Below are 25,778 nucleotides of genomic sequence, written 5' to 3'. Positions count from 1 at the left end.
CCGAATCAAACGGTCGATCTCTCTTTTTTTGAATATAACGCTTATGAAAAGACTTGTACTCATTCTGATCTTGACTTTAAGTCTTGGTTCATTATTCGCTAAAGAAAGAACAAGCGAAGAAAAGCTAGCCATTGCTAGAAGTTATTTAATCAAAAATCACAATTTTTCAAGAGCCAACAACCAGAATAAGATTCTTGAGTTGAAAACTCTTGATGCCTTGTCTGTGTTGGGATATAGTAATGGAGGTTTTGTTATTGTAAGTAACGATGATACGAATGCGCCCGTTCTTGGATATTCTGACAAGAAAACAAACTTGGAATCTCCAGATATGATGTGGTATCTAAATGCAGCCAATCAGGCTCTCCAGTCACATACCGCTTCTTCATCAGCATTGGAAAGTAAAGAACCAATAGAGCCTCTACTTAAAACTCTATGGGGACAGGATACTCCATACAATAACTTGTGTCCTACAGAAAGGGAGAATGAAAAGGCTATATATCCAACGGGATGTGTGGCAACAGCGATGGCACAGGTAATGTATTACCATCAATATCCTGAAAAGGGAACTGGAAACATTACCTATTCTTTCCAAGACAGAATTTTGAGTGCAGACTTTAATAATACCTATTATCAATGGAATCTTATGACACCTACATATAAAAAGGGTGAATACTCTGATGAGTCTGCTTTGGCTGTAGCAACCTTGATGTATCAGTGTGGTGTTTCTATCAAGATGCAGTATAATACAGGTGGAAGTGGAGCGTATTCATATAATGCTGCTACTGCTTTGCGAAAGAACTTTGGGTATCATAAGAATTTGCAGATTCATTATAGAGACTATTATACCACTAAAGAATGGATAAACAAAGTATATGATGAATTAAAGGCTGGTCGCCCTATCATCTATACGGGTGTGGATGAAAGTAATGGTGGACATTGTTTTGTATTGGATGGATTCGATCAAAATAACTTTGTTCATGTCAATTGGGGATGGGATGGCAATAATGATGGATATTATGATATTGCTTTGCTTAATCCTACAGGAAATAAATTTTCTACTGGACAGACTATGTTATCGGGTGTGGATAAACCGAGTGCAGACATCAAACACCATTCTGAAATTGTCTCAGAAGACAACTTCAAGGTAACCAAATTGGGCTCTACTAAATTACTGATAAATGACGGAAAGTATGCAAACCTGTCAGATCAGGATTTCACGGGTTTATTAGGTGTTGTTCTTGAAGGAAACGGTAAGCAATATGTATTGTTATCACAAGAAAACAAGAATGTGCCGAATATGTATTATTTGACAAAAGCATCATCTAATATGTGTTTGTTGCCTAGTGATTTGGCAGATGGTTCATACCGTATATATCCGGCTTCGAAAGATGATACAGATGATTATTGGGAGCCAGTACATATTTCGGAAGGAAACAACAATAGTTATATTCTTGTAAAAAGCGATAATTCCATAGCTTTAACTGCTGTGACTGATGCAGATTGGCATGGAACTACCGGTATAAATTCTTTGTTTTATAATGCTGGCGAAACTTCTCCATATACCTATGTATATAATGCCGAAGGCCAGCTGGTATGTAAGATGAAGACCTCCGAGTTCCAGAAGAACAATATCCCTGGCAATGGCTTGTTTATCCTGAAGTGTGGAAACAATACCATGAAGATTGTAAAGTAAGCAATCGGACATATATCCCTCATATATATAATAAGGTGTATCCTTTTTGCCCAACATATCGGGCAAGTGAGGATACACCTTTTTTATTTTATCTCCTTCACCCTCAAACATTTTCCAATAATTCCTTGCATCTTTCAGAAGAAAAGCGTATCTTTGCAGAAGAAAAGCTGCACTCGGCAATTTGAAAGTAAACTTTCATTGCTCTCGCTGGCATAATCTTTGCAGCACGAAAGTTGAATCATTAAAACAAGGAGGCAAATATGACAGAGCTAAGAGATAAATACATACGTTTTGACTGGGCTATCAAGCGTTTGCTTCGCCAGAAGGCGAACTTTGGGGTGCTTGAGGGCTTCCTGACTGTATTTCTGAATGAACCTATCAAGATTGTTGATATTCTGGAAAGTGAAGGTAATCAGCAGCAGGCTAATGATAAGTTCAATAGGGTTGATATCAAGGCGAAAAACAGCAAGGGAGAAATCATTATCGTCGAGATACAGAACACAAGTGAACTATATTACCTGGAGCGTGTGCTCTATGGAGTAGCCAAAGCCATCACAGAGCATATCAATCTGGGAAATACCTACAAAGAGGTGAAGAAGGTATATTCCATCAGCATTCTGTACTTTGATCTAGGCAAGGGATCAGACTACATCTATGTGGGACAAAATAACTTCGTGGGTTTGCATACCCAAGACCATCTTGTTATCAGCACCAAGGAGAAAGATACGATAGTAAGGAAATCGCCTTCAGAGATATTCCCAACCTATATTCTTGTTCGAGTTAATGAATTCAATAAGGTGGCTAAATCACCATTGGAAGAATGGGTTGAATACTTGAAAAATGGAGTCATCTCGCCAGAAACCCAGGCACCAGGTCTGCAGGAAGCTCGTGAGAAACTGAAATACTATTCCATGTCGGATGCAGAACGTTATGCATACGATGAACATATCAATGCCATCATGATTCAAAATGATGTTTTGGGAAATGCAAGACTGGAAGGTATGGAAGAAGGCAAAGCTGAAGGTCGTGCTGAAGGCCGGGCAGAAGGTCGTGCTGAAGAGAAAAATAACATTGCCCGCAAAATGCTGGCTAATGGATTGAGCATAGAGCAGATTGCTTTAATTACTGGTTTGACAGAGCAGGAAATTAAAGGACTATAAAAGAATAAGGTGTATCCTTCTTGCCCCATATATCGGGCAAGCGAGGATACACCTTTTTCTTTTTATCTCCCTCACTCTCAAACATTTTCCAATAATTCCTTGCATCTTTCAGAAGAAAAGCGTATCTTCTCGGGTTGGAGAAAGTATCATTCTGGGTGCTAGAAAGTAACTTCTCTGTCGAGCCTAGTGGGAATACCTTGTTGTCGTACAACTTTTTGTACCTTATGTTATGCAAACAAGTCATCCCCTGTTACTTGTCTTGTTATTTTTCTTGCATACATATTATTATATAGTCCGTATGGAGTGATGAAGGTAGGGATGAGGGTCTTGTTAGTCTTGGTCACTTTCTTGAATATGTTAAGGCGGTGCATGAGATGGGCATCGTATGCCTTGTTGATTTCATATTCTCCCTGACAGTATTTCATCTCGCAGATGGAAATGGACTTGTCGGAGCGGTCTATCAATAAGTCTATCTGGGCACCTTGTTTCAAATCCTCATCGGCATCCTCGTCTGCCAATGTCTTGCTGGTAGGGCGATACGACCAAGCGCATGGGATGTTGATGCAACCATCTATGCCAAGGGCTTTTACAATATTGTTGATGTGATGAAGGCAAGTTATCTCGAAGGCATGGCCACACCATGAGGCATACTCGCTGGTGGATTGCATCTTGATCCAGTAGTCGTCAAAGAATGTACCTTTGTTGTGCATGAATTTGAAGTAGAACAATGTGAATGGGTCTATCAGTTGATACATACATTCCTTTTTGGTCTTTCCAAAAGGATTGTAACTGCGGATGAAGTCGCACTGCTCCAGTTCCTTTAGCATGCTCGTAAACCTACCGTTGTTGGGAAGATGCGTAGCATCCAAGAGTTCTTGTCTCGTCATGCCTTTGCCCTTGTCTTTCAGTGCCGTTACGATTGCTTGGTAATTGTCTGCTTTCTTGAATAAAGATTTGAAGAGACGGTCGAATTCTTCTGTCAGTTCGCCACCACGTGTAAAGCATAGTTGCTGGATATTTTGTGCCACGCTCTTGTCGCTTTCGAAGAGGGAGAGATAATAGGCAATTCCACCTACAGCCATGAAGCATTCGATGATTTCTGGTCGCTCATAATTGAATCCCTGTGCCTTGAAATAGTCTTCTACTTCTCTCAGGCAGAAAGGAGAGAGAAGGATATTGTGCGTAACACGATTGTGGAGACCGCCATGAGAGTTGATGACATTGTCTATCATCCAGGTAGTGGCACTTCCGCAGGTTATCAACTTGATGTCGTTGCGATAGAAAGCCCAGTCGTTCCAGAAGTGCTCCAAGACACTGATGAAGTGAGAGGAACGAGTGTCAAACCATGGAAGTTCATCGAAGAAGATGACCTTCGCGCCTTCCGGCATATTTTCTATAGCCTTTTGTAATAATCTGAAGGCTTCTTCCCAGTCTTTAGGCATTGTATCCACATTCATTTGCTCAAGGAGGGCAAAGCCAAAATTGGTGAGTTGTTCCTTGGTAGAGACATTGTCTTTGCCTGTAACTCGGAAGGTAAAACGTCCCTCAAACATTTCCTTGATGAGAAATGTTTTACCTACACGTCGTCTGCCGTATATGGCAATAAACTCCGATTTACGACTAGAGATGTAGTTCTCCAGCTTGGATATCTCTTGTTCTCTTCCGATGATGTTCTCTTTCATATCTGTCTTTTTATGCTTAAAACTGTCGCAAAGTTACAAAAAAAATGAGATTACGACAACTTTTTAGCGAGAAAAGTGTCGCAATCTCATGAAAAATCTGAGATTACGACACTTTATCATTACTTTCCTGCGGGTTCTACTATTACTTATCTACTGTAGAAGATACATAGTTCTGGAAATACTTGAGGCAGGTATTGCGCCATTCCTTGGCGTTTTCCAACTGTACATTGAGTAATGAATCGGTATGTTGCCATTCCTGCTCATGCCCCTTCATATACTGTTTGGCTGAGGTGTGCCAGAAGTCGCGATATACTTCAACCATCGCTACACCCATGTTGTACTTCATGCAGAGTTCCTGCCAGAGGGTGCTTCCTGATTTCATTTTGTAAGTCCAAGGCACATGATGGAACCATAGGAGATATTCTTCTGGGCAAGTCTCGATGTTGTCATACTGACTGCGATATGGTTCCGGATACTGACCTACGGCATCTGTACCTTTGGATGAGCGGTCGAAACCGATACCCTTGGCATCAGCCTTGTGATAATACACAGGGCACCACTCCAATGGATAGCTGGCGATGAAACCATCCGGCTCCGGACCGTAGTGGTGATCGAACTTGAAGATATGATGTAAGCCCAATGGCATCATATAGTTGACGCAAGCTTCACGTGAGGTCATCATCATCATCTCCACAGGTTTGGTGAACTTCTCATCCTGATTCTCGTAAGTCTGAACGAGCCATTCGTGGGCAATCTCTTCTGCGCTGAGCGAAGGATTCCATGCCAATCGGCCAAAAGCATACCAGTTAGCCTGTGAGAAAGGATGACCGCACCAGTTGGCATCATCACCGATATTGGCTACGCCAGAGATACCTGCCAGTTTGCTTGGATTGACGAATCCGAAGAATTCCTTCCACATCGGGGCGAGATAGGTGAGGTGTTTAGACTGTCCGAGATATTCCTGGGTAATCTGAAGTTCTGCTATCTGAGGAGTTTTCTTGATGTTGTCGAAGATAGGAGCGTATGGTTCACGAGGCTGGAAGTCGAGCGGACCGTTCTTTGACTGGAGAATTACATTGTCACGGAACTTTCCATCCATACCTTTGAATTCGCTGACAGCTTGCTTTACACGGTCTTCTCCCTTATGGTTAGCACCATATACAAAGCTTCGCCACATGATAATGCCACCGTATGGTTTGACGGCATCGGCAAGCATGTTGGCTCCCTCGGCATGAGTGCGGTGGTAATCGCCAGGACCTGGTTGTCCTTCAGAATTAGCTTTTACCAGGAATCCGCCAAAGTCTGGAATGGCAGCATAAATCTCCTTTGCTTTCTTCTTCCACCACTGTTGCACCTTTTTATCCAATGGGTCTGCTGTCTTGGTATAGCCCAATGCCATAGGAGAAGCAAAGTTGATGCTGAGATACACTCGGATGCCGTAAGGACGCAGGATGTTGGCGATGACTTTCACCTTATTAATGTATTCAGCCGTCATCATCTTTGGCGATGCATTTACATTGTTCAGTACGCTTCCGTTGATACCGAGCGATGCGTTGGCACGGGCATAGGTGATGAGGCGGTCGTGAAGACTCTTGCTGATGCTGCCACCCTTGCCGTTTTTGCCGAGTTTGATTTCTTCCCATTTGAAGATGCTCTTGCCGGCATAGCCACGTTCGATGCTGCCATCGAGATTATCCCAATGGTTGAGGATGCGGAGACCCACTTGTGGTTTCTCGGTCTCATCGATGGCTTTGCTGAAGTTCTGCTGATTGCCGCTACCTGTGTTGTAGGCATCGGTGTTCTGAAGACGAATCAGCTCGTAGGCACCATAGAGCAAACCGATAGAATTGCTGGCGGTGATAGTTGCTTCGTATTGAATGTTGTCGCCTTGCTGTGCAGGACGGGCATAGAGGTTATAGCCCTCGCCAAGATTCAGAGCCTTGTCTATCTTTAGCTCAACATTCTTGCCGCGCCAGTTGTTTTCCAACTCCTGCTTGGCAATCTTGGCTGTTGCATCATCGGGCAACTGTGAGATGACTTGGCATGAGTTAGCATACTGCTTTCCTAGCCATAACTGTGAGCCATCACTCTGTGCAGAAACATGGAGTGATGTAAGTACCGTAAATAATAAAATAAGGTATTTCTTCATATCTTTGCAGATCGTTAGTTTTGTATTATTATTGTTTCTGCTGCAAAGATACGAAAAAATACCTTATTTTCTTTTATTTGTTGTTTATTTCTCATTCCTCTTTGTTTCAGCATATTCACTTGGTGACATGCCATAGTGTTTCTTGAACACTGTAGAGAAGTGGGTCTGGTTGCAAAATCCTACAGAATAAGCTACTTGCGTGATGTTGATCTGCCCTTCTTCAATAAGACGTGCAGCTTGTTCTAATCGTAAGTTACGGATGAATTCACCGGCAGAGACTCCTGCTATTTCTTTCAGCTTACGGTGCAGTTGGGCACGGCTGATGCCTACATCCTCTGTCAGTTTCTCAACGTTGAGGTCAGGGTCGGCGAGGTGCTCGTTCATATATTTCATCACTCTTTCCATGAGAGCGTCGTTATTGCCCTTTACCTGTATCTGCTCAATCTTAGCCTTCTGTCCCTGCGCACCGCTGTATTTGCCACGGATGCGTCGGACATTATCTACCAGATTGTCTATGAGAATATGAAGCTCTTCCATATTGAAAGGTTTAGCCAGGAAGGCATCGGCACCTTTGCGCAATCCCTCTAGTCGGTTCTCTACCTCGCTCTTGGAGGTGAGCAGGATGACCGGAATATCGCTTACGTTAGAGTTACCTTTAATCTTCTTGAGCATGGTAACACCATCCATTTCCGGCATCATCACATCGCTTATCACGAGATCATATTTGCCGGTGAGCAACATCTTGAGACCTTCCTTACCGTTGCTGGCATGTTCAAATCGGTACCAGTCGCTCAGTTCGGTCTTGATATAATGGGCAATCTCTGCATCGTCATCTACTATCAGGATGTTGAAATTGCGGTTGGCTTGCGTTCTTTTACCGGTGGATTCGATGCTTCTGTCCTCTTCCTCGTTGAGAATCTCTTCTGGCTTCAGATGTTCCTTGCCCAGCGGAATGGTTACCTCGAAGCAGGAACCCTTGATGCCATCGGTGCGGTTGTATGCCTTGATCTTGCCTCCGTGCATCTCTACGAATGCCTTGCAGAGGTTCAGTCCTATGCCGGTGCCTTCGATGTGAAGGTCGCTGCTGTTGTTGCCCTGGTAGAACCGGTCAAAGAGTCGGTCGGTCTTCTCTTCCTTCAGTCCGATGCCGGTATCCTGTACCTTGATGATGGCATTCTTCTCGTCCTTGCCCATGATGAGAGTGATGGTGCCGCTATTGAAGGTATACTTCATGGCGTTGGAGAGCAGGTTGGAAATCACCTTGTCGAAGTTGATGCGGTCTATCCATACAGACAACTTGCCATTGGCATCGTTGAGGCTCGCATCTTCCTGGAGCGAGAGTGCGATGTTGCGCTCTTCTGCATTGAAACGGTAGAGCGATATGATGCCGTTCAGGAATTCCCTGAGCTGGGTTTTCTGACAGTGCAGGTGCATCTGGTCTTTGTCTATCTTGCGCTCGTCAAGAATCTGGTTTACCAGAAGCAGCAGGCGCTGGGCATTGCGGTCTATCGTATCGATATCCTGTTTGCTTTCGGCATCCGTGATTCTTGTCTTCAACTTGTTGAGGGGTCCCATAATCAGTGTCAACGGTGAACGGATGTCGTGGGTGGCATTGATGAGGAACTGCATCTTGGTTTCCTCCAGGTCTTCCTTGCGATGGCGCTCATATCGGTAGATGATATACAGGATGATGCCTGCTGCTGTCAGGAAATAGAGGAGAAATGCCCAGGTGGAAGCATACCAAGGGTCGCACACCTTGATGTGGATGATGGTTGACTTCTTGGAGAAGTTGCCATTGCTCATGGCTCTTACCTCCAGGGTGTAGCTGCCCGGTTTCAACTTGTTGAATGATACTGCGTTGGAGCCTTCGTTGGTGCTGTTCCATTTTCCCTCGTTGATACGATATTGAAAGCTGATGTTGTCGGTGTTCCTGTAGTTGAGCAGCGAGAACTCCAGCGTGAACGAATTCTCCTCGTATGGTATAGTGAACTCATCCGTCAGACAGTTGATTGGCTTGCCGTCGATGATAAAGTTGGTGAGGTGTACATCTCCCAGTTCCATCTTCTTGGCTCTCACTCTTTCCGGGTAGAAGGTGGTGATGCCGTCACTTGTTCCGAAGGCGATGAGGTCGCTGGCGGTATGCATGGAGGAACCCAGCACGTATTCACGGGTGGTGAGTCCGTTGCCATTGATGTGCCCGATAAACTGTCTGTTCTTCTGGTCATACTGCCAGATGCCCATGGTGGTGCTTATCCACAAGTCGCCCTGATGGTCTTTGATGATGCTGCACACCTGCTTTCCCTTCAGAACTTCGGCGTGAGGGAGAGCAAGGGTCTTGTTGTTCTTTCGGTCGAAAAGATAGAGTCCTTCTTCCGTTCCGATAATCATATTGCCGTTCTTTCCTTCGCAGATGCCATTTGCCTGTCTGTCTTTCAGAATGTTATTCCATCCGAAGTCCTTGAAGCTGAGTGTCTTCGTGTTGAGGCAGGAAACGCCATTTGAAGTACCTATCCACAGATGACCGGTATGGTCGAATGCCATGCTGCGCACCCAGTCGTTGCAGAGGAATCCCTTGTTTCCTCTCTGTCGCATATTGAGTACGGTAACCTTTCCGCTTTCCACATTATATATATATAGGCCCTTGCTATATACAGAGATATAGAGATTGCCCTGGTTGTCATCTGTCATGCAGTAGATACCTGCGCTGGTAAAGGTGAGCTTTTCCTGATAGGCTCCCGTATGCGGATTGTAGCTGTAGAGCGCACTTCCGTTGCTGATCCAGTATGCACCCCGGCGGTCTTTGTAGATGATGCAGGTGCCTGCTGGCGAGGTAGGGTGGGCGATAATCTTTCCTGAAGCATCAAAACAGAATACGCCACTGTTTTGCACCGTACACCATGTTTCGCCATTCTCGCCAGGGGCGATGGAAGAAACGCTGCTGCCGATGATGTAGTTCTGTGCCGAGAAACTCCAGCTGCTGAAGGCTTGCTGGCGCTGGTTGAGCAGATAGAGACCTTTCTTGTAACAGCCTATCCAGAGGTTGTTGTCCTTGTCTTCGATGATATCGTTGACGAAGGCGGTGGAAAGATTGAAATTGCTGTTGCTGTTTTCCAGCTGTTCCACCTTGTTGCTTCCCTTCTTGATAATCAGGGCTCCATGTTCAGAGGTGCTGATATAGAGGTTGCCATCGTGGTCGAAGGTGGCATTGTTGATGGTTACATGATTCTTGAAAGTACCCAGGTCGTAACCGGCATCGGCTATACGCCCCGTTCGATAGTCATAGTAGATGATGCCATACATGCAGACGATGAGCATGGCTTGCGGGCGATGCTGGATGAATGCCACAGGGGCTCCGTATGGCGATTTGAAGTCTTTGCGCTGCACCTTGCCTTGCTTCTCGATGAATCGGGTGAAGGTTGACAGGTGACTGCTCTGCCAGAGATATTGGTGCTTGTCTTCGTAGATATGGGTGAAGAATACATCCGAGTCGCGCTTGGCGTATGCTCTCTCCCATTTGATGGTGAATCTGTTGTTTGCCGTTTTCTCTATGCCGTTGTTCTTCACGGAGTAGAGACCGTAACCTGCAGTGCCCAGCAGGATATCGCCGCGATGGCTTTCTACCATCGAATAGATGCGTGGCTTTCTGCCATCAGGAAACTGGAGACGGGAGAAATTGTTCGTCTCATAATTATAGCGCATCAATCCCTTGGCGCAACCAATCCAGAGGTTACCTTTCTTATCTACCAGAAGGTCGGAGATAATATTGTCGGTGATGGAGGTTGTGTCTTCTTCGTTGTGCAGATAGTTGGTAAAGCGGTAGCCGTCGAACTTGCTGAGTCCGTATTCTGTGCCCACCCAGATATAGCCATACTTGTCTTGCACAATACAGTTGATAAGCGAACTGGATAGCTTGCCCGAAGTGAAGAGTTCACCACTGTCGGCCCATACCATAAGCGATAAGGCAATAGCAAAGAGTGCTGTGAGGCAATGTCTGATATGCTTCATATTTTTTGTCCGTTTCTTATTTAAATAGGTTATTACGGCTGCAAAAGTAACAAAAAACAATGAAAGAAACAAATTCTAATGCAACAATATGTTTCGTTTCTTTTTGTTTCTTTATCTTTTTGTGCCATTTTTGTGAGTATGAAACAAATAGAAAAGTAATGGTAACTATAAAATACCTGTTATTTCATAATTTATTAGTAAATTTGCATCGTCAACAACAATAGAAACATTAAAGGCATCATAATAACGATGAATAAACAAGCAATAAAAATCTTATCTTTGGCACTCGTGTTGGCTGCGTCAAGTTCTGTAGCTTTTGCCCAGAAGGTATGGAAAGGATCTTGGGCTACTGCAGTGGAATGGACTGGCAAAGGAGATATGCCTAAGGAAAGCTTGAGCAACCGTTCTTGCCGACAGATAGTTCATGTATCCTTTGGTGGAAAGGAACTCAGAGTGAAGCTCAGCAATGAGCAGAGCAAGGAACCGGTGGAAATCAAATCGGTGTATATTGCAGATACAGATGTTCCTAGTAACTGGGGTATTCAGACCAAGACGGTGAAGTATCTTAAATTCAGAGGTAAGAAGAATGTGACCATTGCTCCTGGAAAGGCTATCTTCTCTGATGATTTGAAGTATGCCTTGAAGAGTGGTCAGCGCCTTACGATTACCATCGATTATGGCAAGCTGACACCGGTGAATGCAACATCCCATCGCGGATCACGTACCACATCTTATATTGTTAGTAATGTGAAGGGCAAGGCGGTGAAGCCAACGGATGTTGCTTTCGATAAGCAGGAGAAGGCTGACCACTGGTATAATCTTTCAGCCATTGATGTGAAGACCGATAAGACTACCCCTGTGGTGGCTATCCTCGGAAACTCTATTACCGATGGCCGTGGAAGTACCACCAACCATCAGAACCGATGGACCGATTTCCTCTCGGATGCCCTGAATGCAGAGAGGCCATACGGTGTATTGAATCTCGGTATCGGTGGCAACTGCGTGGTGCAGGGCGGATTGAGTGAACCAGCCATGAAGCGTTTCGACCGTGACATCCTGGGACAGACAGGTGTGGATAAGCTCATTATCTTCGAAGGAACCAACGATATCGGTTGCTGCGGAGGAAATTATGAACATGTAACAGATACCCTGATAGCTTGCTACAAGGTGCTGATAGCAAAAGCCAAGGCTAAAGGCATCAAGGTATATGGCGGAACGATCACCCCAACCAAGGGCAACGGATGGTATTCTTTCTGGCATGAGGCAATGCGCCAAACCGTGAACGAATGGATCAGAAAGAGCGGTGCCTTTGATGAGGTCATCGATTTCGATGAATTAACCCGTGACCCGAAAGACCCTCAGCGCCTGAAGGCTGAATATTCAGACGACTGGTTGCATCTCAACCCTAAGGGATATGAAGCTATGGGCAAGTTTGCCGCAGAAAAATTGAAATAAAAGAATAAAGATATGGAAAAGAATTCACAGGAATCCCAGGGATTCTACAAATTGAGTTGGTTGCAGCGCATCGGATTCGGTTCTGGTGACTTGGCACAAAACCTCATCTTCCAGACAACATGTATGTACTTGTTGTTCTTCTATACCGATATCTATGGACTCGATGCAGTTGACGTTTCCGTGATGTTTACGGTAGGAAATGTTGCAAATGTGATTTGGGACCCTATTGTAGGTGCCCTTATCGACAAGCACAATCCTAAGTTGGGTAAGTATCGCTCTTATCTGGTATTCGTAGGAATCCCACTTTCGGGCTTTGCCATCCTCTGCTTTTGGAATGGCTTTGCACCATCCCTGCTCTATGCCTATATCACATACATTGCCATGACATTGCTCTATACATTTATCAATGTACCTTATGGAGCCTTGAACTCATCGCTGACTCGTGATACCGATGAAATCACGGTGATGACGTCAGTTCGTATGTTTATGGCAAACTGTGGCGGTTTGGCTGTAGGCTCAGGCCTTCCGTTGCTCATCGCATACTTTACCGACCAGCAGTCGGATGGTTTGCCTAAGGATCCGGTGGCTTGGTTTACCACCATGACCATCTATGCCGTCATTGGTTTGTTGTTGCTCCTCTTCTGTTTCTCACAGTGTAAGGAGCGTGTGGTAATGAATGCCGAGGAGAGTGCCAATGTGAAGATAAGCGACCTTTGGATGGAATTTTTCCACAACCGTCCTTTGCGTATCATAGCCTTCTTCTTCATCACCGCCTTCGCCATGATGTCTATCGGCAATGCGGCAGGAGCTTATTTCATGAACAGCAACCTTCACGGAACCTCCGAGCAGCTTTCCATCTTCATGGGTTTGGGTTCGGCACCATCGTTCATCTTCATGCCACTGGTGCCTATGATTAAGAAGGCAATCGGCAAGAAGAACATGTTCTATGTGTTCCTGGGCATCGCCATCGTGGGTATGGCATTCCTTTATCTGGTGGCAAAGATGGATCAGCCAAGTATGATGCTCGTCTATATCGCCCAGTTTGTTAAGTCAACGGGTGTTATTGTAGCTACGGGTTATATGTGGGCTCTTGTTCCTGAGGTTATCTCTTATGGAGAGTATAAGAGTGGCAAGCGTATTGCAGGTATCGTGAATGCCTTGACGGGCATCTTCTTCAAGGCGGGTATGACCTTGGGTAGTGTGGTGGCTCCAGCCATCCTTGCTTACGTGGCTTACAATCCGAAGGCCGTGGAGCAGACTCCTGTGGCTCAGGAGGGTATTCTCTGGTTGGTATGTGTCATTCCTGCTGCTTTGTTGCTGCTCGCCATCTTCATTATCTCGAAGTATGAGTTGACAGATGCGGTTATCGATGATATCAACAAGAAGATTGAGGCTCGGCACAAACAGAAAAAGTAACATTTAAAATTGAGAAAAATATAAATTAGACATGAAGAAAATATCAACTTTTGCCTTGGGCTTGATGCTTGCTTCTGCAGCTTTTGCCCAGAAAGGCAATAATAATACGACAATCCCAACATTCCAGGAGGCCATGAGCAAATATTTCCTGGTGGGTGCAGCCGTTAATACTTCTCTGACAGACGGACAAGACCCGGCAGGTGAGGAAGTAGTGAAGAAGCAGTTTAACCAGGTGGTTGCCGAGAACTGTATGAAGGGCGAGGAAAATCATCCGGAGGTGAATCGTTTTGATTTCACCGATGGCGATAAGCTGGCTGACTGGGCTGAGAAGAACGGCAAGACCTTGATAGGTCATTGTCTGGTATGGCACTCTCAGCCACCTAAGTGGATGTTTACCGATGATAAGGGTAATCTGGTAAGCCGTGAAGTGCTCATTGGCAGAATGTATAATCACATCATGAATGTGGTTACTCATTATAAAGGTAGAGTAAAGGGATGGGACGTTGTGAACGAAGCTTTCGAGGATGATGGCTCTTACCGCAAGTCTCTATATTATAAGATTATCGGTCCGGAGTTCATCGAACTGGCTTTCCGCTTTGCGCATGAGGCTGATCCAAACGTAGAACTCTACTACAATGATTATTCTACTTCGAAGCCAGCCAAGCGTGAGGCTATTTGCAAGCTGGTTCGCGATTTGAAGGCGAAGGGTCTCCGTATTGATGCTGTAGGTATGCAGAGCCACAATGGTTTTGATTATCCTGATTATGCTGAGTATGAGAAGAGCATCGAGGCTTTTGCAGGTGAAGGTGTCAAGGTGATGCTGACTGAGCTGGATATGAACATGCTTCCTAATCCGGAAGGATTCGGCGGTGCGGAAATCAGTCAGAAGTTTGAACTTCAGAAGAAGTACAATCCATACGTGAAGGGACTTAACAAGAAGGCACAGAAACTCTTCAACCAGCGTTATCTCGATCTCTTCAAGATTGTAGAGCGTCACAAGGATGTCATCAGCCGTGTAACCTTCTGGGGTGTCAACGATGGTCACTCTTGGTTGAATGGCTGGCCTATCCCTGGCAGAACCAACTATCCACTGCTCATCGACCGCAACAACGAGGTGAAGCCAGTGGTGAAGGAAATCGTCAATCTCTTTAAATAAGATCTCTTCAAATAGAATCTCATAAGATAATATCATCAATCTCTTTAAATATAAGATAACAATGAAAGCAAGATATTTGTTCCCTAAGGATTATATGGCAGATCCATCTGCCAATGTGTTTAACGGTCGCCTGTATGTTTACCCATCCCATGATTGGGACAGCGGCGAAAGCTTCGACGATGATGGCGGTCACTTCCAGATGAAAGACTATCATGTTCTCTCTATGGACGATGTGATGGAAGGTGAGGTAACCGATCATGGTGTGATTCTCGATGTAAAGGATGTGCCATGGGCTGAGAAGCAGATGTGGGACAATGATGTAGTGGAGAAGGATGGCAAGTACTATCTTATCTTCTCTGCCAAGGATTATAATGGCGTGTTCCATCTCGGTGTGGCTGTGGCTGATAAGCCTGAAGGTCCTTTCGTTCCGAATGCCGACCCAATCCGCAAGTCATACAGCATCGACCCTTGCGTGTTCAAGGATGATGATGGCAAGATTTACTGCTACTTCGGTGGTATCTGGGGCGGTCAGCTTCAGTGGTACAAGGACAACAAGGCACTGAAGGATGAGCATCTTCCAGAAGGCAAGGAGAATCCGTTGCCATCCCGTGTAGCCATGATGACTGATGATGTTCAGCAGTTTGCTGAGATGCCAAAGCCTGTTGTCATCGTTGACGAGGAGGGTAAGGTGTTGCCAGCCGATGATCCTCATCGCTTCTTCGAGGCTAGCTGGATGCACAAGTACAAGGGCAAGTATTACTTCAGTTACTCTACGGGTGATACCCATTATCTCTGCTATGCAGTAGGTGATAATCCTTATGGTCCGTTCACTTACAAGGGCGTTATTCTGGAGCCGGTGGTAGGTTGGACAACCCATCACAGCATCTGCGAGTATAAGGGACAGTGGTATCTGTTCCATCACGACTGCGTGCCATCAAATGATACAACCTGGCTTCGCAGCGTAAAGGTGGCTCCTCTCTTCTATGATGAGGAGGGTAACATCTTGCCGGTAAAATAGAATTGTTTTTTAGGTTTTAATAGTTTTGGAGAATAGTTGATACATGAGTTAGTTTTAGTTAGAAACGAGCAGCATCTTCGGGATGAAGATGCTGCTTTTTTGTTTTTTCTCTTATAACTTCTCAGTTCTTCTTGCAAATTGTTTCTTATCTAATGTTATTTTTAAGTTATTTCTTTCGTTTTGTCATAGATTTCTCAGTTTTTTATTTACCTTTGCATCCATAAACCAATGAAATGAAAGAATTATGTTGAAATTACTGTTAAGGTTATGGTGGCTGCAACAGCGCCGTAACTTCCGCAAGAGAGATGCCGTCGTGGCGTGCTACATCATCTTCCTGTATGTGATGGTGGGCGTGGGCTTCTACCAGGGCTTCACCGAGAGTGGAGGAGAACTTGAGGGTGAAGATATGCCGGCATTGTTGGGTGCGGGCATCGTAATCGGCATGCTGATTCCAGACATCATCATGAAGATGGTGATGAAGCGGGATATTACGGCAATGGATGATTATGTGAAGTCGCGCCCTGTGCCAGAGAAAATCTGGAACAAGTTTCTGCTCACTACCAATCTCGTGAGCTTCTGGAACTATGTGCTTCCGGTGCTTACGCTTCCGGTGTTCATCTATCTCCTGCCGGCAAGTGAGGTTGTAGCCAGCTTCTTCCTGTTCCTGGAGTTCTCTTTTGTCAACGGCATCTATATCACCTGTTACCGCAAGGCTACGGAGTGGATTCTGAAATGGCCCTTGATACTGGGATGGATGGGAATGTTTGCCGTGCTGATAGGATATATGTTTGTGGCTTCTTTCTTCCCGGTATATATGGGATGGATAGGTCTCTTCTTCCTTGCAGGAGCGGTATTCACCGGACTTACCGCCTATCTCTATCACGAAAAGATTTATAACGAGCAGAAGCAGAAGGTTTCCAAGTTCCGTGGATTCAGCCATATCAATCTCTTCAGCCTGCAATATATCGGCACATTGAGAGCAAAACGTGTCCGTACAATGGTGATTATGATTACCGCCATCTTCCTTTTCGATGCCTATCTCTTCGCCCTGATGCCTTTAGAGCCGGGACAGGAAATGGGGGATAAGGTGGCTATGACTACTCTCTATGTGGCAGGTGCCATCCTGCTGCCATCGGTGGTATTATCGCAATGGACCTTTGGTATTGAGGCAAACTTCTTCCATGGTTTGATGACCAAGCCGGTAAAGGTAAAGCAGATGCTGCAGAATTGCTTCTATTATTATATGGTAGTGAGTGCTGTCGCCTTGCTGCTCACCCTTCCGTTCCTTTTCCTGGAGGCAGGAATCGGAATCCAGGTGCTCATCAGCGGTTTCTGTCTGGCAGTATTCATCAATCTCTTTAATCTGCCTACAGCACTCTTCTCTTCCCGTCTGGAGATATTCCAGACTTCCATGTTCAGCATGCAGGGAGCGAATCTGAAGATCAATCTTTATGCCATGGCCTTCCTCTTCCCGCTGGCAGGTGTCTGTGCCATCTATCATTTCTTCGGTGAGACGGCATGGTTTATCACCTGCGTAGCGCTGGCAGTCATCAGCATCGCCATCCATAAATGGTTCATCGCCAAGATTGCTGCCATCTTCGAGAAGAACAAGTATAAGCGCATGGAGAAGTTCATGGAAAATTAAGTAAACATTAAACACTACACATTAAAAACATTAGAACAATGGATATCAAGATTCAGAATCTCAAAAAGATATATAATGGCAATACCGTACTCGATATTGATAATCTGGGTGTTGCAAAGGGCGAGCTGATAGGACTCGTAGGTAATAATGGTGCGGGCAAGACCACCTTGCTCCGTCTGATTCTCGATCTGATTCAGGCTGATGATGGTTTCGTGGAAAGCAATGGACAGAAGGTGAACGAGAGTGAAACCTGGAAGGAATATACCGGCAGTTACATCGACGGCAGATTCCTCATCGACTTCCTCACCCCTGAGGAATACTTCGATTTCATCGCTGATGTCTATAACATCGACGATGAGACCTTGCAGGAGCGACTGGCGCAGTTTGAGGGCTTTATGCACGATGAAATCATGGGAACCAAGAAGTATCTCCGTGATTTCTCTCAGGGCAACCGACAGAAGATTGGCATCATTGGAGCGATGATCATCAATCCGAAGGTCCTTCTTCTGGATGAGCCTTTCAACTATCTTGATCCTTCTTCTCAGATGACTATCGCCCACATGATTCAGCGTATCTGCAAGGAGCAGGGCACCACGGTCATCATCTCCAGCCATAACCTCAACTTCATTGCCGACATCTCCTCTCGCATCCTCCTGCTGGAGAAAGGCAAGCTGGTGAAGGATCTTCCTAATGCTGATGGTGCTGCCATCGCCGAACTCAACGAGTACTTCGGTATTCAGGCGGAATAAGAACACGATATTACATAGATAAATCTCTCTCTCTCTCAGAATCGCCAGCGAAGCTACAGAATAGCTTTCTGGCGATTCTTTTTACGTTAATATTATACAATTTCTATTATACGATTTGTATAATTATCGGTAAATGATTACCTTTGTACCCAAACGAAGAAAAAAAGAATCAATGAGCAAAGGAAAATTAGCTAAGTTTGCGGATATGGAGCGTTTCGAGAACGTGTTCCAGTATCCATATAGTGTTGTAGATGACGTGCCTTTCGATATGAAGGGCAAGTGGCGTGAGATGTATTTCCACAATGATAACCCTATCGTGCTGGAGTTGGGATGCGGCAAGGGTGAATATACCGTGGAACTTGCCAAGCTCTATCCAGAGATGAACTTCATCGGTGTGGATATCAAGGGCGCACGAATGTGGACCGGTGCCAAGAAGGCGATAGAGGAAGGACAGAAAAACGTGGCTTTCCTCCGTACCAACATCGAGATTATCGACCGCTTCTTTGCCGAGGATGAGGTGCAGGAAATCTGGCTCACCTTCTCTGACCCGCAGATGAAGAACCCTCGCAAGCGTCTTACATCTACATACTTCATGAACCGTTATCGCCACTTCCTCGTGGATGGCGGTATCATCCATCTGAAGACGGACTCCAACTTCCTCTTCACCTATACCACTTATATGGTGGATGCCAACCATCTGCCTGTGCTCTTCCGCACCGAGGACCTCTATCATCAGGAGGGTATCGATGAGGAAACCCGTAAGATTCTCTCTATCCAGACCTATTATGAGAGTATGTGGATAGAGCGTGGCTTGAACATCAAGTATCAGAAGTTCGCCTTGCCACGTGAGGGCGAGCTGGTGGAACCTGATATTGAGATTCCGCTGGATGATTATCGCAGTTATCGCCGTGATAAGCGAAGCTCAAAGGATACAGCGAAGTAAGTTATCGCAATATATATTTAAAACCGCACAATAGCTGTTGTGCGGTTTTTTAATGGCAATTCTTATTGATTGTCTTTGTTAATCAAGTTGACGACTACTTTTACCATTACATCTTTTTCCTCAGTTCTGCTTTCTGCAATCATCAGAGTCAGTGCTACGAGTGTGTTGTCGGCAATCCTCTTATGTCCATTTTCTGCATACAGAATGCCATTTTTCTCCATAAACCAAAGAAAAAGCATGGCCGCAATTCTCTTGTTGCCATCGCTGAATGAATGGTTTTTTACGACAAGGTAGAGCAGCATGGCTGCTTTTTCTTCTACCGAAGCGTAGAGTTCTTCACCACCGAAGGTTTGGTAAATCTGACCTATGCTGCTCTTGAATGAATCATCCTTCTCATTGGCAAACCATTTACTGCCTCCAAACTTTTCTTTCAAGGCATTGATGGCTTCCATTGCATTTTCGTAGGTGGCATGGAATGGTTCGGCTTGAGTCGTCTTGTCTATAAGCAATGTCTGATAATCATATTTGTCGAGAGTATCCAGGGCATAAACATAGTCGCTGATGACATTGAATAGTCCGTTATATTCACCTTCTGAAACCTGATCTTGTAATGTAATCGCACGTGACATCAAACGAACCACTTCTTTCAGTTCGTTGTAATTGTCTAGGCGTTTCTGGTTGATGGCATAACCCTTGATAATGTATTGCTTCAAGATAGAGGTTGCCCAACGGCGGAAAGAGGTCGCATTCTTGCTATTCACTCTGTACCCTACCGAAATAATCATGTCAAGATTATAATAAGGAATATCACGAATGATTTGTCTCTTACCCTCAAAACGAACCTGTGCATTTTTTGCACAAGTTGACTTTTCGTCTAGTTCTTGACTCTTGTAAATGTTGCGAATGTGTCGTGTAACAGATGTTCTGTCAACAGCAAACAACTCTGCCATTTGGCTTTGTGTAAGCCAAACGGTATCATTTTCTAATTTTACATTCAGCTCTATGTTGCCCTCTGGGGAACGATAGATTTCGATGGAAGAATTTCCCTGCTCCATACCTTTCATTATTTAAATGTCCTTACTCTAGTACCCAACTTTTGGATAATTCGGCAAAGATACGATAATTATCTGATTCCTACAAGGTTTTCGAGTATTTTTTCTTCTTTTTGACGAAATTTGCGAAAGATTGAAATGGAAGGAATGTTTTGTTTTTGATTACTTCCAGATTAAATATCATGACTAGTCTTAGGCTAGGGATATGTATAGTTTGTTATTCTCTTACTATATCTTTTGTTAAATCTGGGAATAATCTTGTTGAATTCAAGAAAAAAAGGTGGAAATGCTTGGTGTTTCCACCTTATTTTATTAAATTTGCAGCAAGTTTTTGAAGAAATGCAGTATTCTCAGGGACTGTATGGAACTGACGAAACGACTAAAAGAACAGAAAAGTAATAACTAACTAAATAAACGACAAAATGATGAACTACAAGAAATTGGCTCTTACCGTTGCGGCAGGAGCAATGGCAACTACAATGATGGCGCAATCTGCACCTCAGCTGAATGCCAACAACATCGACGAAGTAATCAAGGCGATGACCTTGGAAGAAAAAGCCCAGATGCTGGTGGGCGGTGGTAACGATGGATTCGTGGGCAGTGGCGCTATGCTCGGACATCAGAAGAAGTTCGTGCCGGGTGCTGCGGGTACTACTGTAGCCATCCCTCGTCTCGGCATTCCTACTACCGTACAGTGTGATGGTCCTGCCGGTGTTCATATCGATGCTCATCGCGAAGGTGACAGCCGTAGCTATTTTGCTACCGGTTTCCCTATCGGAACCTGTCTGGCTTCTACCTGGAACACCGACCTGGTGCGCAAGGTGGGTGAGGCTATCGGTAACGAAACCCTGGAGTATGGCTGTGATGTCGTGCTCGGACCGGGTATGAACCTGCACCGCAATCCGCTCTGCGGCCGTAACTTTGAGTATTATTCAGAAGATCCAATCGTAACAGGTCTTATCGGAACCGCCTTTGTTCAGGGTGTACAGAGCCAGGGCGTGGGCGTGAGTGCCAAGCACTTTGCCGTAAACTCTCAGGAAACTGACCGTACCAAGGTGGATGAGCGATTGAGCCAGCGTGCTCTCCGTGAGTTGTATCTGAAGGGTTTCGAGATGATGGTTCGCAAGAGCAATCCTTGGACTATTATGTCTGCCTATAACAAAATCAATGGTGTTTATGCCCAGGGCAACAAGGGTCTCCTTACCGATATTCTCCGCAACGACTGGGGATATAAGGGAATTGTGGAAACCGACTGGATTGGTAAGCGTGCCGACCTTCCGCTGGAACAGGAAGTTGAGGCAGGCAACGACTTGATGATGCCGGGTTATCCAGCACAGGTGCAGGATATTGTTGATGCTGTAAAGAATGGCAAGCTGGATATCAAGGATGTGGACCGCAATGTTCGCCGTATGCTCGAATATATCGTGAAGACTCCTCGATTCAAGGGATATAAATATAGTGGTGAGCCAGACTTGAAGGCTCATGCTGCCATCACTCGTCAGAGTTCTACCGAGGGTATGGTACTTCTGAAGAATGATGCCGCTCTTCCTATCCAGGGCTTGAAGACCGTGGCGCTCTTCGGTGTCAATTCTTACGACTTCATGTCGGGTGGTCTTGGTAGTGGAGCCGTTAATGTAGGCTATTCTGTGGATATGGTCACCGGTTTGAAGAACATCGGCGTGGCAACTACTCCTCAGCTTACAGAAATCTATCAGAATTATGTGAAGTATGCCAAGGCTAAGTTGAAGGCAGACAAGAATCCGATGATGTGGTTCCTGGATCAGGGTCAGCCAAAGCTCGATGAAATCGAGATTACTGAGCGCTGTGTAGCTGGCGAGGAGCCAAAGGCAGACGCTGCCATCATCACCATCGGTCGTCAGGCAGGTGAGGGTATGGATCGCCAGATCAATGGTGAGTTCAACCTCAGTCAGATAGAGCAGGATATGATTTTCCGTGTATCTGATGCTTTCCATGCCAAGGGCAAGAAGGTGATTGTCATCATCAACTCTGGTTCTGTGATGGAGACAGCCAGCTGGAGAGACCGTGTGGATGCTATTCTTGTAGCTTGGCAGCCAGGTATCGAGGGTGGTAACTCTGTAGCTGATATTCTGACCGGTAAGGTAAATCCATCGGGTAAGTTGACCATGACCTGGCCTATCGCTGCTACCGATCATCCTTCTACCGCCAACTTCGCCAAGGATTATGATATGTACACCTACAAGAATCTGCTGGATTGGAGCAAGGGTAACATCAAGGGTTACGATTATAGCAACCACGAGGAGGATATCTATGTAGGCTATCGCTACTTCGACACCTTCAAGAAGAATGTGGCTTATCCTTTCGGTTATGGTTTGAGCTATACTACTTTCGAGTTTGGCAAACCATCTGTCAAGGCAAAAGGCAACAATATCGAGGTTAGCGTAACTATCAAGAATACCGGTAAGGTTGCCGGCAAGGAAGTTGCTGAGGTTTATGTTACCGCTCCAAAGGGCGCTTACGAGAAGCCAGCCAAGGAACTCAAGACCTTCGGCAAGACCAAGTTGCTGAATCCAGGTGAGAGCCAGACTTTGAAGATGACACTTGAAAAGCGCGATCTCGCCAGCTTCGATGAGGCTCACAGCCAGTGGAAGGTAGATGCAGGTAACTATCTCTTCAAGGTAGGTAGTGATGTAGAGAACATCAAGGGTACTGCTACTTTGAAGGTGGCAGAATATACCGAGAAGACAAGCAATGCCTGCGCTCCTAAGGTTCAGTTGAACTATCTGAAGCAGAAGTAGTCTGTGTAAATAATATTCTAGAAAGAGATAATCTAGAAGAAACTCCCGGAAAATGGGGGAAGAAGAGATTGAAAATTTTCCCTTAAGGATATTTATTTTTTTCCTTAAGGGAAAATATATTTTTCCTTAAGGGAAATAAAATCTTCCCTTAAGAGATATTTTTCACCACATTTGGTCTGTAAAGTTATTTCTTTATAAATTTCGCAGCACCTATTTTCCTATCCTCAAAAGCAAAGAACTCCCGTCTCTTTTCTGAGATGGGAGTTCTTGTTTAAAAGGAATACTGGGCGGAAATCATCAGTTCACGAGGGCGAAGATGATAGCTGTCGGTCAATGTACTGATGCCGCTATAGATGGTTTCCATATAGTTCTTCTTATTGAATAGGTTTCGAAGCTCTGCTGAAAGGCGGAGCTTTTTCATTCTCCAAACTGCCGATGCATCGCCAAGGAGGGTGTTTAGGTGGTTGCCCTCTTGCAGTTCATTGCGATAATGTACGAGCGAGAAGGAGAGGTCCACATGGCTGATGGTAGCGGTGGCAGATACGCTTTGACGCCAATTAAATAACGATGACTTCGCCATTTTTTGACGTTTCGAGTTGTAAAAAGAGAATTCTCCCTCATAGCTAAAGGCACACCAGGACGGCGAGAAGTCGATACTAGGCTTCACAGTATAGTTGTCGGCGGTGTAGCTGATGGCTTTGCCGCTGCTGTATTGCTCACCCTTGCTGTAGTTGTAACTGCCCTCCAGGCGGGTCTTCAGATGAAGGTCGTAGAAACCCTTGGAGATATAGAGCGAACCTCCGATGTTATCGCTCTTGCTGTCCTGCTTATATAATGAGGTATAGTATTTGCCATCCTCGATGCGTAGGTCGGATGCCGTGTTCATCCAGTTTTTGCTGGCATTGACCGATGCGCTGAAGAAGATTTCCTTGATAGGGCGTTTGTAGTCGTAACTCAACTTGCCATAAAGAGAGCGAGTTATCGGAATGATGTCGCTCGAAGTGTACCAAGAGCGATAACTTTGACGATATTGCTTCATGGCGTAGTTGGTGGCATTGCCTGTTCCTGTACTGTATCCTGTGTAGATAGTCAACTCTCTACGGAAATCCAATTTCTTATATAAGTAAAGGTAGGGTGATATGGTAAGTAGAGTTTTCTGTGGATAGGTGAAGCGTTCCCAGATGAAATCGGGAGAGAACGACATACGGAACGTCTCGGTCTTGTATTGCCAGTAAGGGGTGAACTTCCCTGTGATGTTAAGGCTGTTTTGACCGATTTCATCGTGACTGTTTTCGATGAATCCGTTGTTTTTGCCGATTTCATCGCTTCTTTCCTGATATTTCGCATAGATGTTGTTGAGGTCGATACTCATTCTATATTCCTGTGTCCAGTGGAAGCGATTCCTCATCCACTGTAAGGCGTGGGCTGTATGCCAAAGGTTGGTGCGGATGCGATTGCGCTCGTCGTTAACGTAGAGGTCTGCCACACCATGGTGATAGTCGGCAGTGCTACGCCAAGAGAGTTGACTTTTCTTGAAGACGAAGAGGCGGTAGATACTTGCCGAGAGGTCGAGCTTTGGGATGCGGACACGTTGGGTAAGCGTGTCGTTGATGTTTGACAAACCATCGCTTTGTGCTGCGCTGAGGCTGATGCTCTCGTTGCCATAATGCTCAGCCTTGTTTACCTTGTTCTCCCATTGCAGATTGAAGGCATCGCTGATCATCGTCTTGTGGTTGTGCTCCGTGGTAACTGTGGGAGCTTCGCCGCCGAGGTCGTAAATACTCATGTTCTCTCGCTCTTGTCGGGTTACCGTATGAAGATAGTTGGCTTCTATGCGAGTCTCTGCATCGTCCTTGTTCTTCTTGATATGGTTGATGGAGTATTTTTGCGAGGTGTTGAAGCGTAGGCGTTCTTCGTCGATAGGAGCGTCAAGCGATGGTACTGATATCCATGATGGAAGGGAGGCAGGAGCCAGACGATTGCTGTAAGATGCGAGTTGGGTAAGTGCATAGCCGAGATTTTTGCCTGTTCTGTCGTATTCTGCATCATACATCATCTGTTTCTTCTTGCCAATTTGCATGATATTGACGCTTCCGCCTATGTGGGACGGATGCCCTACGAGCATGTAAGGCTTGAGGGTGGGCATCAGTTTGTCGCGGGCACTATCCTTCAGGGCGATGTTCATCGCTACATTATCCGTAAAGGTCTTGTTCTGGAGCGCCTTGATAGGCTGGTCATGCTCGATGACTTCGGCCTTTTTCACATCTTTCGCCTTGATGTTTTCTTCCAGCTGGTTATATTTGACACCGGTCAGGTCGAGACCTTCCACAGTGAATCGGTTGATGGGCTTACCATTGTAGTTGATACGGCCATTCTTCTCTATATCCACGCCAGGCAGCTTTTTCAGTACATCTTTCAGGGAGTTATCTCGTTCGTTGGCAAAGCGGGTGAGGTCGAAAGATATGGTGTCTCGACCCGTGATGCGAGAGCCTTTTACTTGTACTTCCTTCAAGACAAAAGCTGTTGAAGCCATGCTGATAATGGTTTCTTTTCCCGATGAAATCGATGTTTTTGTCTTTTTATACCCCATAAACGTGGCTTGCACCTTGTCGTTGGCTTGCTTTTCGGTGATAGGGAGCACGAAGGTTCCGTCCTCCTTTGTCCTTGTAAACTTCAAGGGCTTTCCATTGCGGAGCAGCGTGATGGAGACATTGGCTAGACGGTTATGGGTCAATGAATCTTCTACATAACCATGAATCCCGCTAGTAGTGTTATTGTCATCGAGTAAGATAGGAGTGTTTCTCTTGCTCTGCATCGCCATTGGGATGCAGAACAAGAGAAAGAAAGCGATAAAACTGATAATTATTCTCTTCATAAT

15 protein-coding genes are annotated in these 25,778 nt (G+C 45.3%); 10 read left to right on the top strand and 5 right to left on the bottom strand.

The genetic code is table 11. From position 1 onward, the window contains the following. The first annotated feature begins 43 nt into the window (after positions 1 to 43). Together CFT61_RS09060 and CFT61_RS09055 are read left to right on the top strand one after the other, a co-directional pair. Positions 44 to 1,693: a C10 family peptidase gene (locus tag CFT61_RS09060; protein WP_089544116.1), complete on the top strand. Its 1,650-nt coding sequence runs from the start codon at positions 44 to 46 to the stop codon at positions 1,691 to 1,693. A 260-nt stretch (positions 1,694 to 1,953) separates the two neighbouring features. Further along, on the top strand, positions 1,954 to 2,853 hold the full coding sequence (locus tag CFT61_RS09055; RefSeq protein WP_089544115.1) for an Rpn family recombination-promoting nuclease/putative transposase: 900 nt from the start codon (positions 1,954 to 1,956) through the stop codon (positions 2,851 to 2,853). 227 nt (positions 2,854 to 3,080) lie between these two features. On the opposite strand, the gene CFT61_RS09045 is transcribed toward CFT61_RS09055, so the two are convergent. The 3 genes from CFT61_RS09045 to CFT61_RS09035 form a co-directional block, all read right to left on the bottom strand. Then, a complete protein-coding gene (locus tag CFT61_RS09045; RefSeq protein WP_089544113.1) occupies positions 3,081 to 4,535 on the bottom strand; it encodes an AAA family ATPase in 1,455 nt (484 codons plus the stop codon). A 142-nt stretch (positions 4,536 to 4,677) separates the two neighbouring features. After that, positions 4,678 to 6,684 carry an alpha-glucuronidase gene (locus CFT61_RS09040; protein WP_089544112.1) on the bottom strand — a complete coding sequence of 669 codons (2,007 nt, stop codon included), beginning with the start codon at positions 6,682 to 6,684 and terminating at the stop codon, positions 4,678 to 4,680. An 84-nt stretch (positions 6,685 to 6,768) separates the two neighbouring features. Next, complete coding sequence (locus tag CFT61_RS09035) at positions 6,769 to 10,689, bottom strand: hybrid sensor histidine kinase/response regulator transcription factor (RefSeq protein ID WP_089544111.1); 3,921 nt, start codon at positions 10,687 to 10,689, stop codon at positions 6,769 to 6,771. Between the two features lie 249 nt (positions 10,690 to 10,938). Between CFT61_RS09035 and CFT61_RS09030 the strand changes: the two genes are divergently transcribed. The 7 genes from CFT61_RS09030 (at position 10,939) to trmB (ending at position 19,071) form a co-directional block, all read left to right on the top strand. After that, positions 10,939 to 12,144: an SGNH/GDSL hydrolase family protein gene (locus tag CFT61_RS09030; protein WP_176425557.1), complete on the top strand. Its 1,206-nt coding sequence runs from the start codon at positions 10,939 to 10,941 to the stop codon at positions 12,142 to 12,144. Between the two features lie 12 nt (positions 12,145 to 12,156). After that, entirely contained in the window at positions 12,157 to 13,560 is a 1,404-nt protein-coding gene (locus CFT61_RS09025) for an MFS transporter (RefSeq protein ID WP_089544110.1), read from the top strand. Between the two features lie 31 nt (positions 13,561 to 13,591). After that, positions 13,592 to 14,716 carry an endo-1,4-beta-xylanase gene (locus CFT61_RS09020; protein ID WP_089544109.1) on the top strand — a complete coding sequence of 375 codons (1,125 nt, stop codon included), beginning with the start codon at positions 13,592 to 13,594 and terminating at the stop codon, positions 14,714 to 14,716. Positions 14,717 to 14,777: 61 nt separating this feature from the next. Continuing rightward, on the top strand, positions 14,778 to 15,734 hold the full coding sequence (locus CFT61_RS09015) for a glycoside hydrolase family 43 protein (RefSeq protein ID WP_089544108.1): 957 nt from the start codon (positions 14,778 to 14,780) through the stop codon (positions 15,732 to 15,734). Between the two features lie 244 nt (positions 15,735 to 15,978). Continuing rightward, positions 15,979 to 17,379, top strand: a complete 1,401-nt coding sequence (locus CFT61_RS09010; protein ID WP_089544107.1) for a DUF5687 family protein — start codon at positions 15,979 to 15,981, stop codon at positions 17,377 to 17,379. Between the two features lie 38 nt (positions 17,380 to 17,417). Beyond that, positions 17,418 to 18,128, top strand: a complete 711-nt coding sequence (locus tag CFT61_RS09005; protein ID WP_089544106.1) for an ABC transporter ATP-binding protein — start codon at positions 17,418 to 17,420, stop codon at positions 18,126 to 18,128. A gap of 172 nt (positions 18,129 to 18,300) precedes the next feature. After that, positions 18,301 to 19,071, top strand: coding sequence for a tRNA (guanosine(46)-N7)-methyltransferase TrmB (gene trmB, locus CFT61_RS09000; protein WP_089544105.1), 771 nt, complete (start codon positions 18,301 to 18,303; stop codon positions 19,069 to 19,071). 62 nt (positions 19,072 to 19,133) lie between these two features. Here the strand turns inward: trmB and rhuM are convergent, their stop codons facing one another. Then, complete coding sequence (gene rhuM / locus CFT61_RS08995) at positions 19,134 to 20,126, bottom strand: virulence protein RhuM/Fic/DOC family protein (RefSeq protein WP_089544128.1); 993 nt, start codon at positions 20,124 to 20,126, stop codon at positions 19,134 to 19,136. A gap of 422 nt (positions 20,127 to 20,548) precedes the next feature. Here rhuM and CFT61_RS08990 point away from each other — a divergent pair, with 422 nt between their 5' ends. After that, on the top strand, positions 20,549 to 22,900 hold the full coding sequence (locus CFT61_RS08990; RefSeq protein ID WP_089544127.1) for a beta-glucosidase: 2,352 nt from the start codon (positions 20,549 to 20,551) through the stop codon (positions 22,898 to 22,900). 271 nt (positions 22,901 to 23,171) lie between these two features. Here the strand turns inward: CFT61_RS08990 and CFT61_RS08985 are convergent, their stop codons facing one another. After that, positions 23,172 to 25,775 carry a TonB-dependent receptor gene (locus CFT61_RS08985; protein WP_089544104.1) on the bottom strand — a complete coding sequence of 868 codons (2,604 nt, stop codon included), beginning with the start codon at positions 25,773 to 25,775 and terminating at the stop codon, positions 23,172 to 23,174. Positions 25,776 to 25,778: the final 3 nt, after the last annotated feature.

It is taken from the genome of Segatella copri (assembly GCF_002224675.1).
GTDB classification, from domain to species: Bacteria; Bacteroidota; Bacteroidia; order Bacteroidales; family Bacteroidaceae; genus Prevotella; species Prevotella copri_U.
This window is presented reverse-complemented; position numbering and strand designations above follow the sequence as displayed.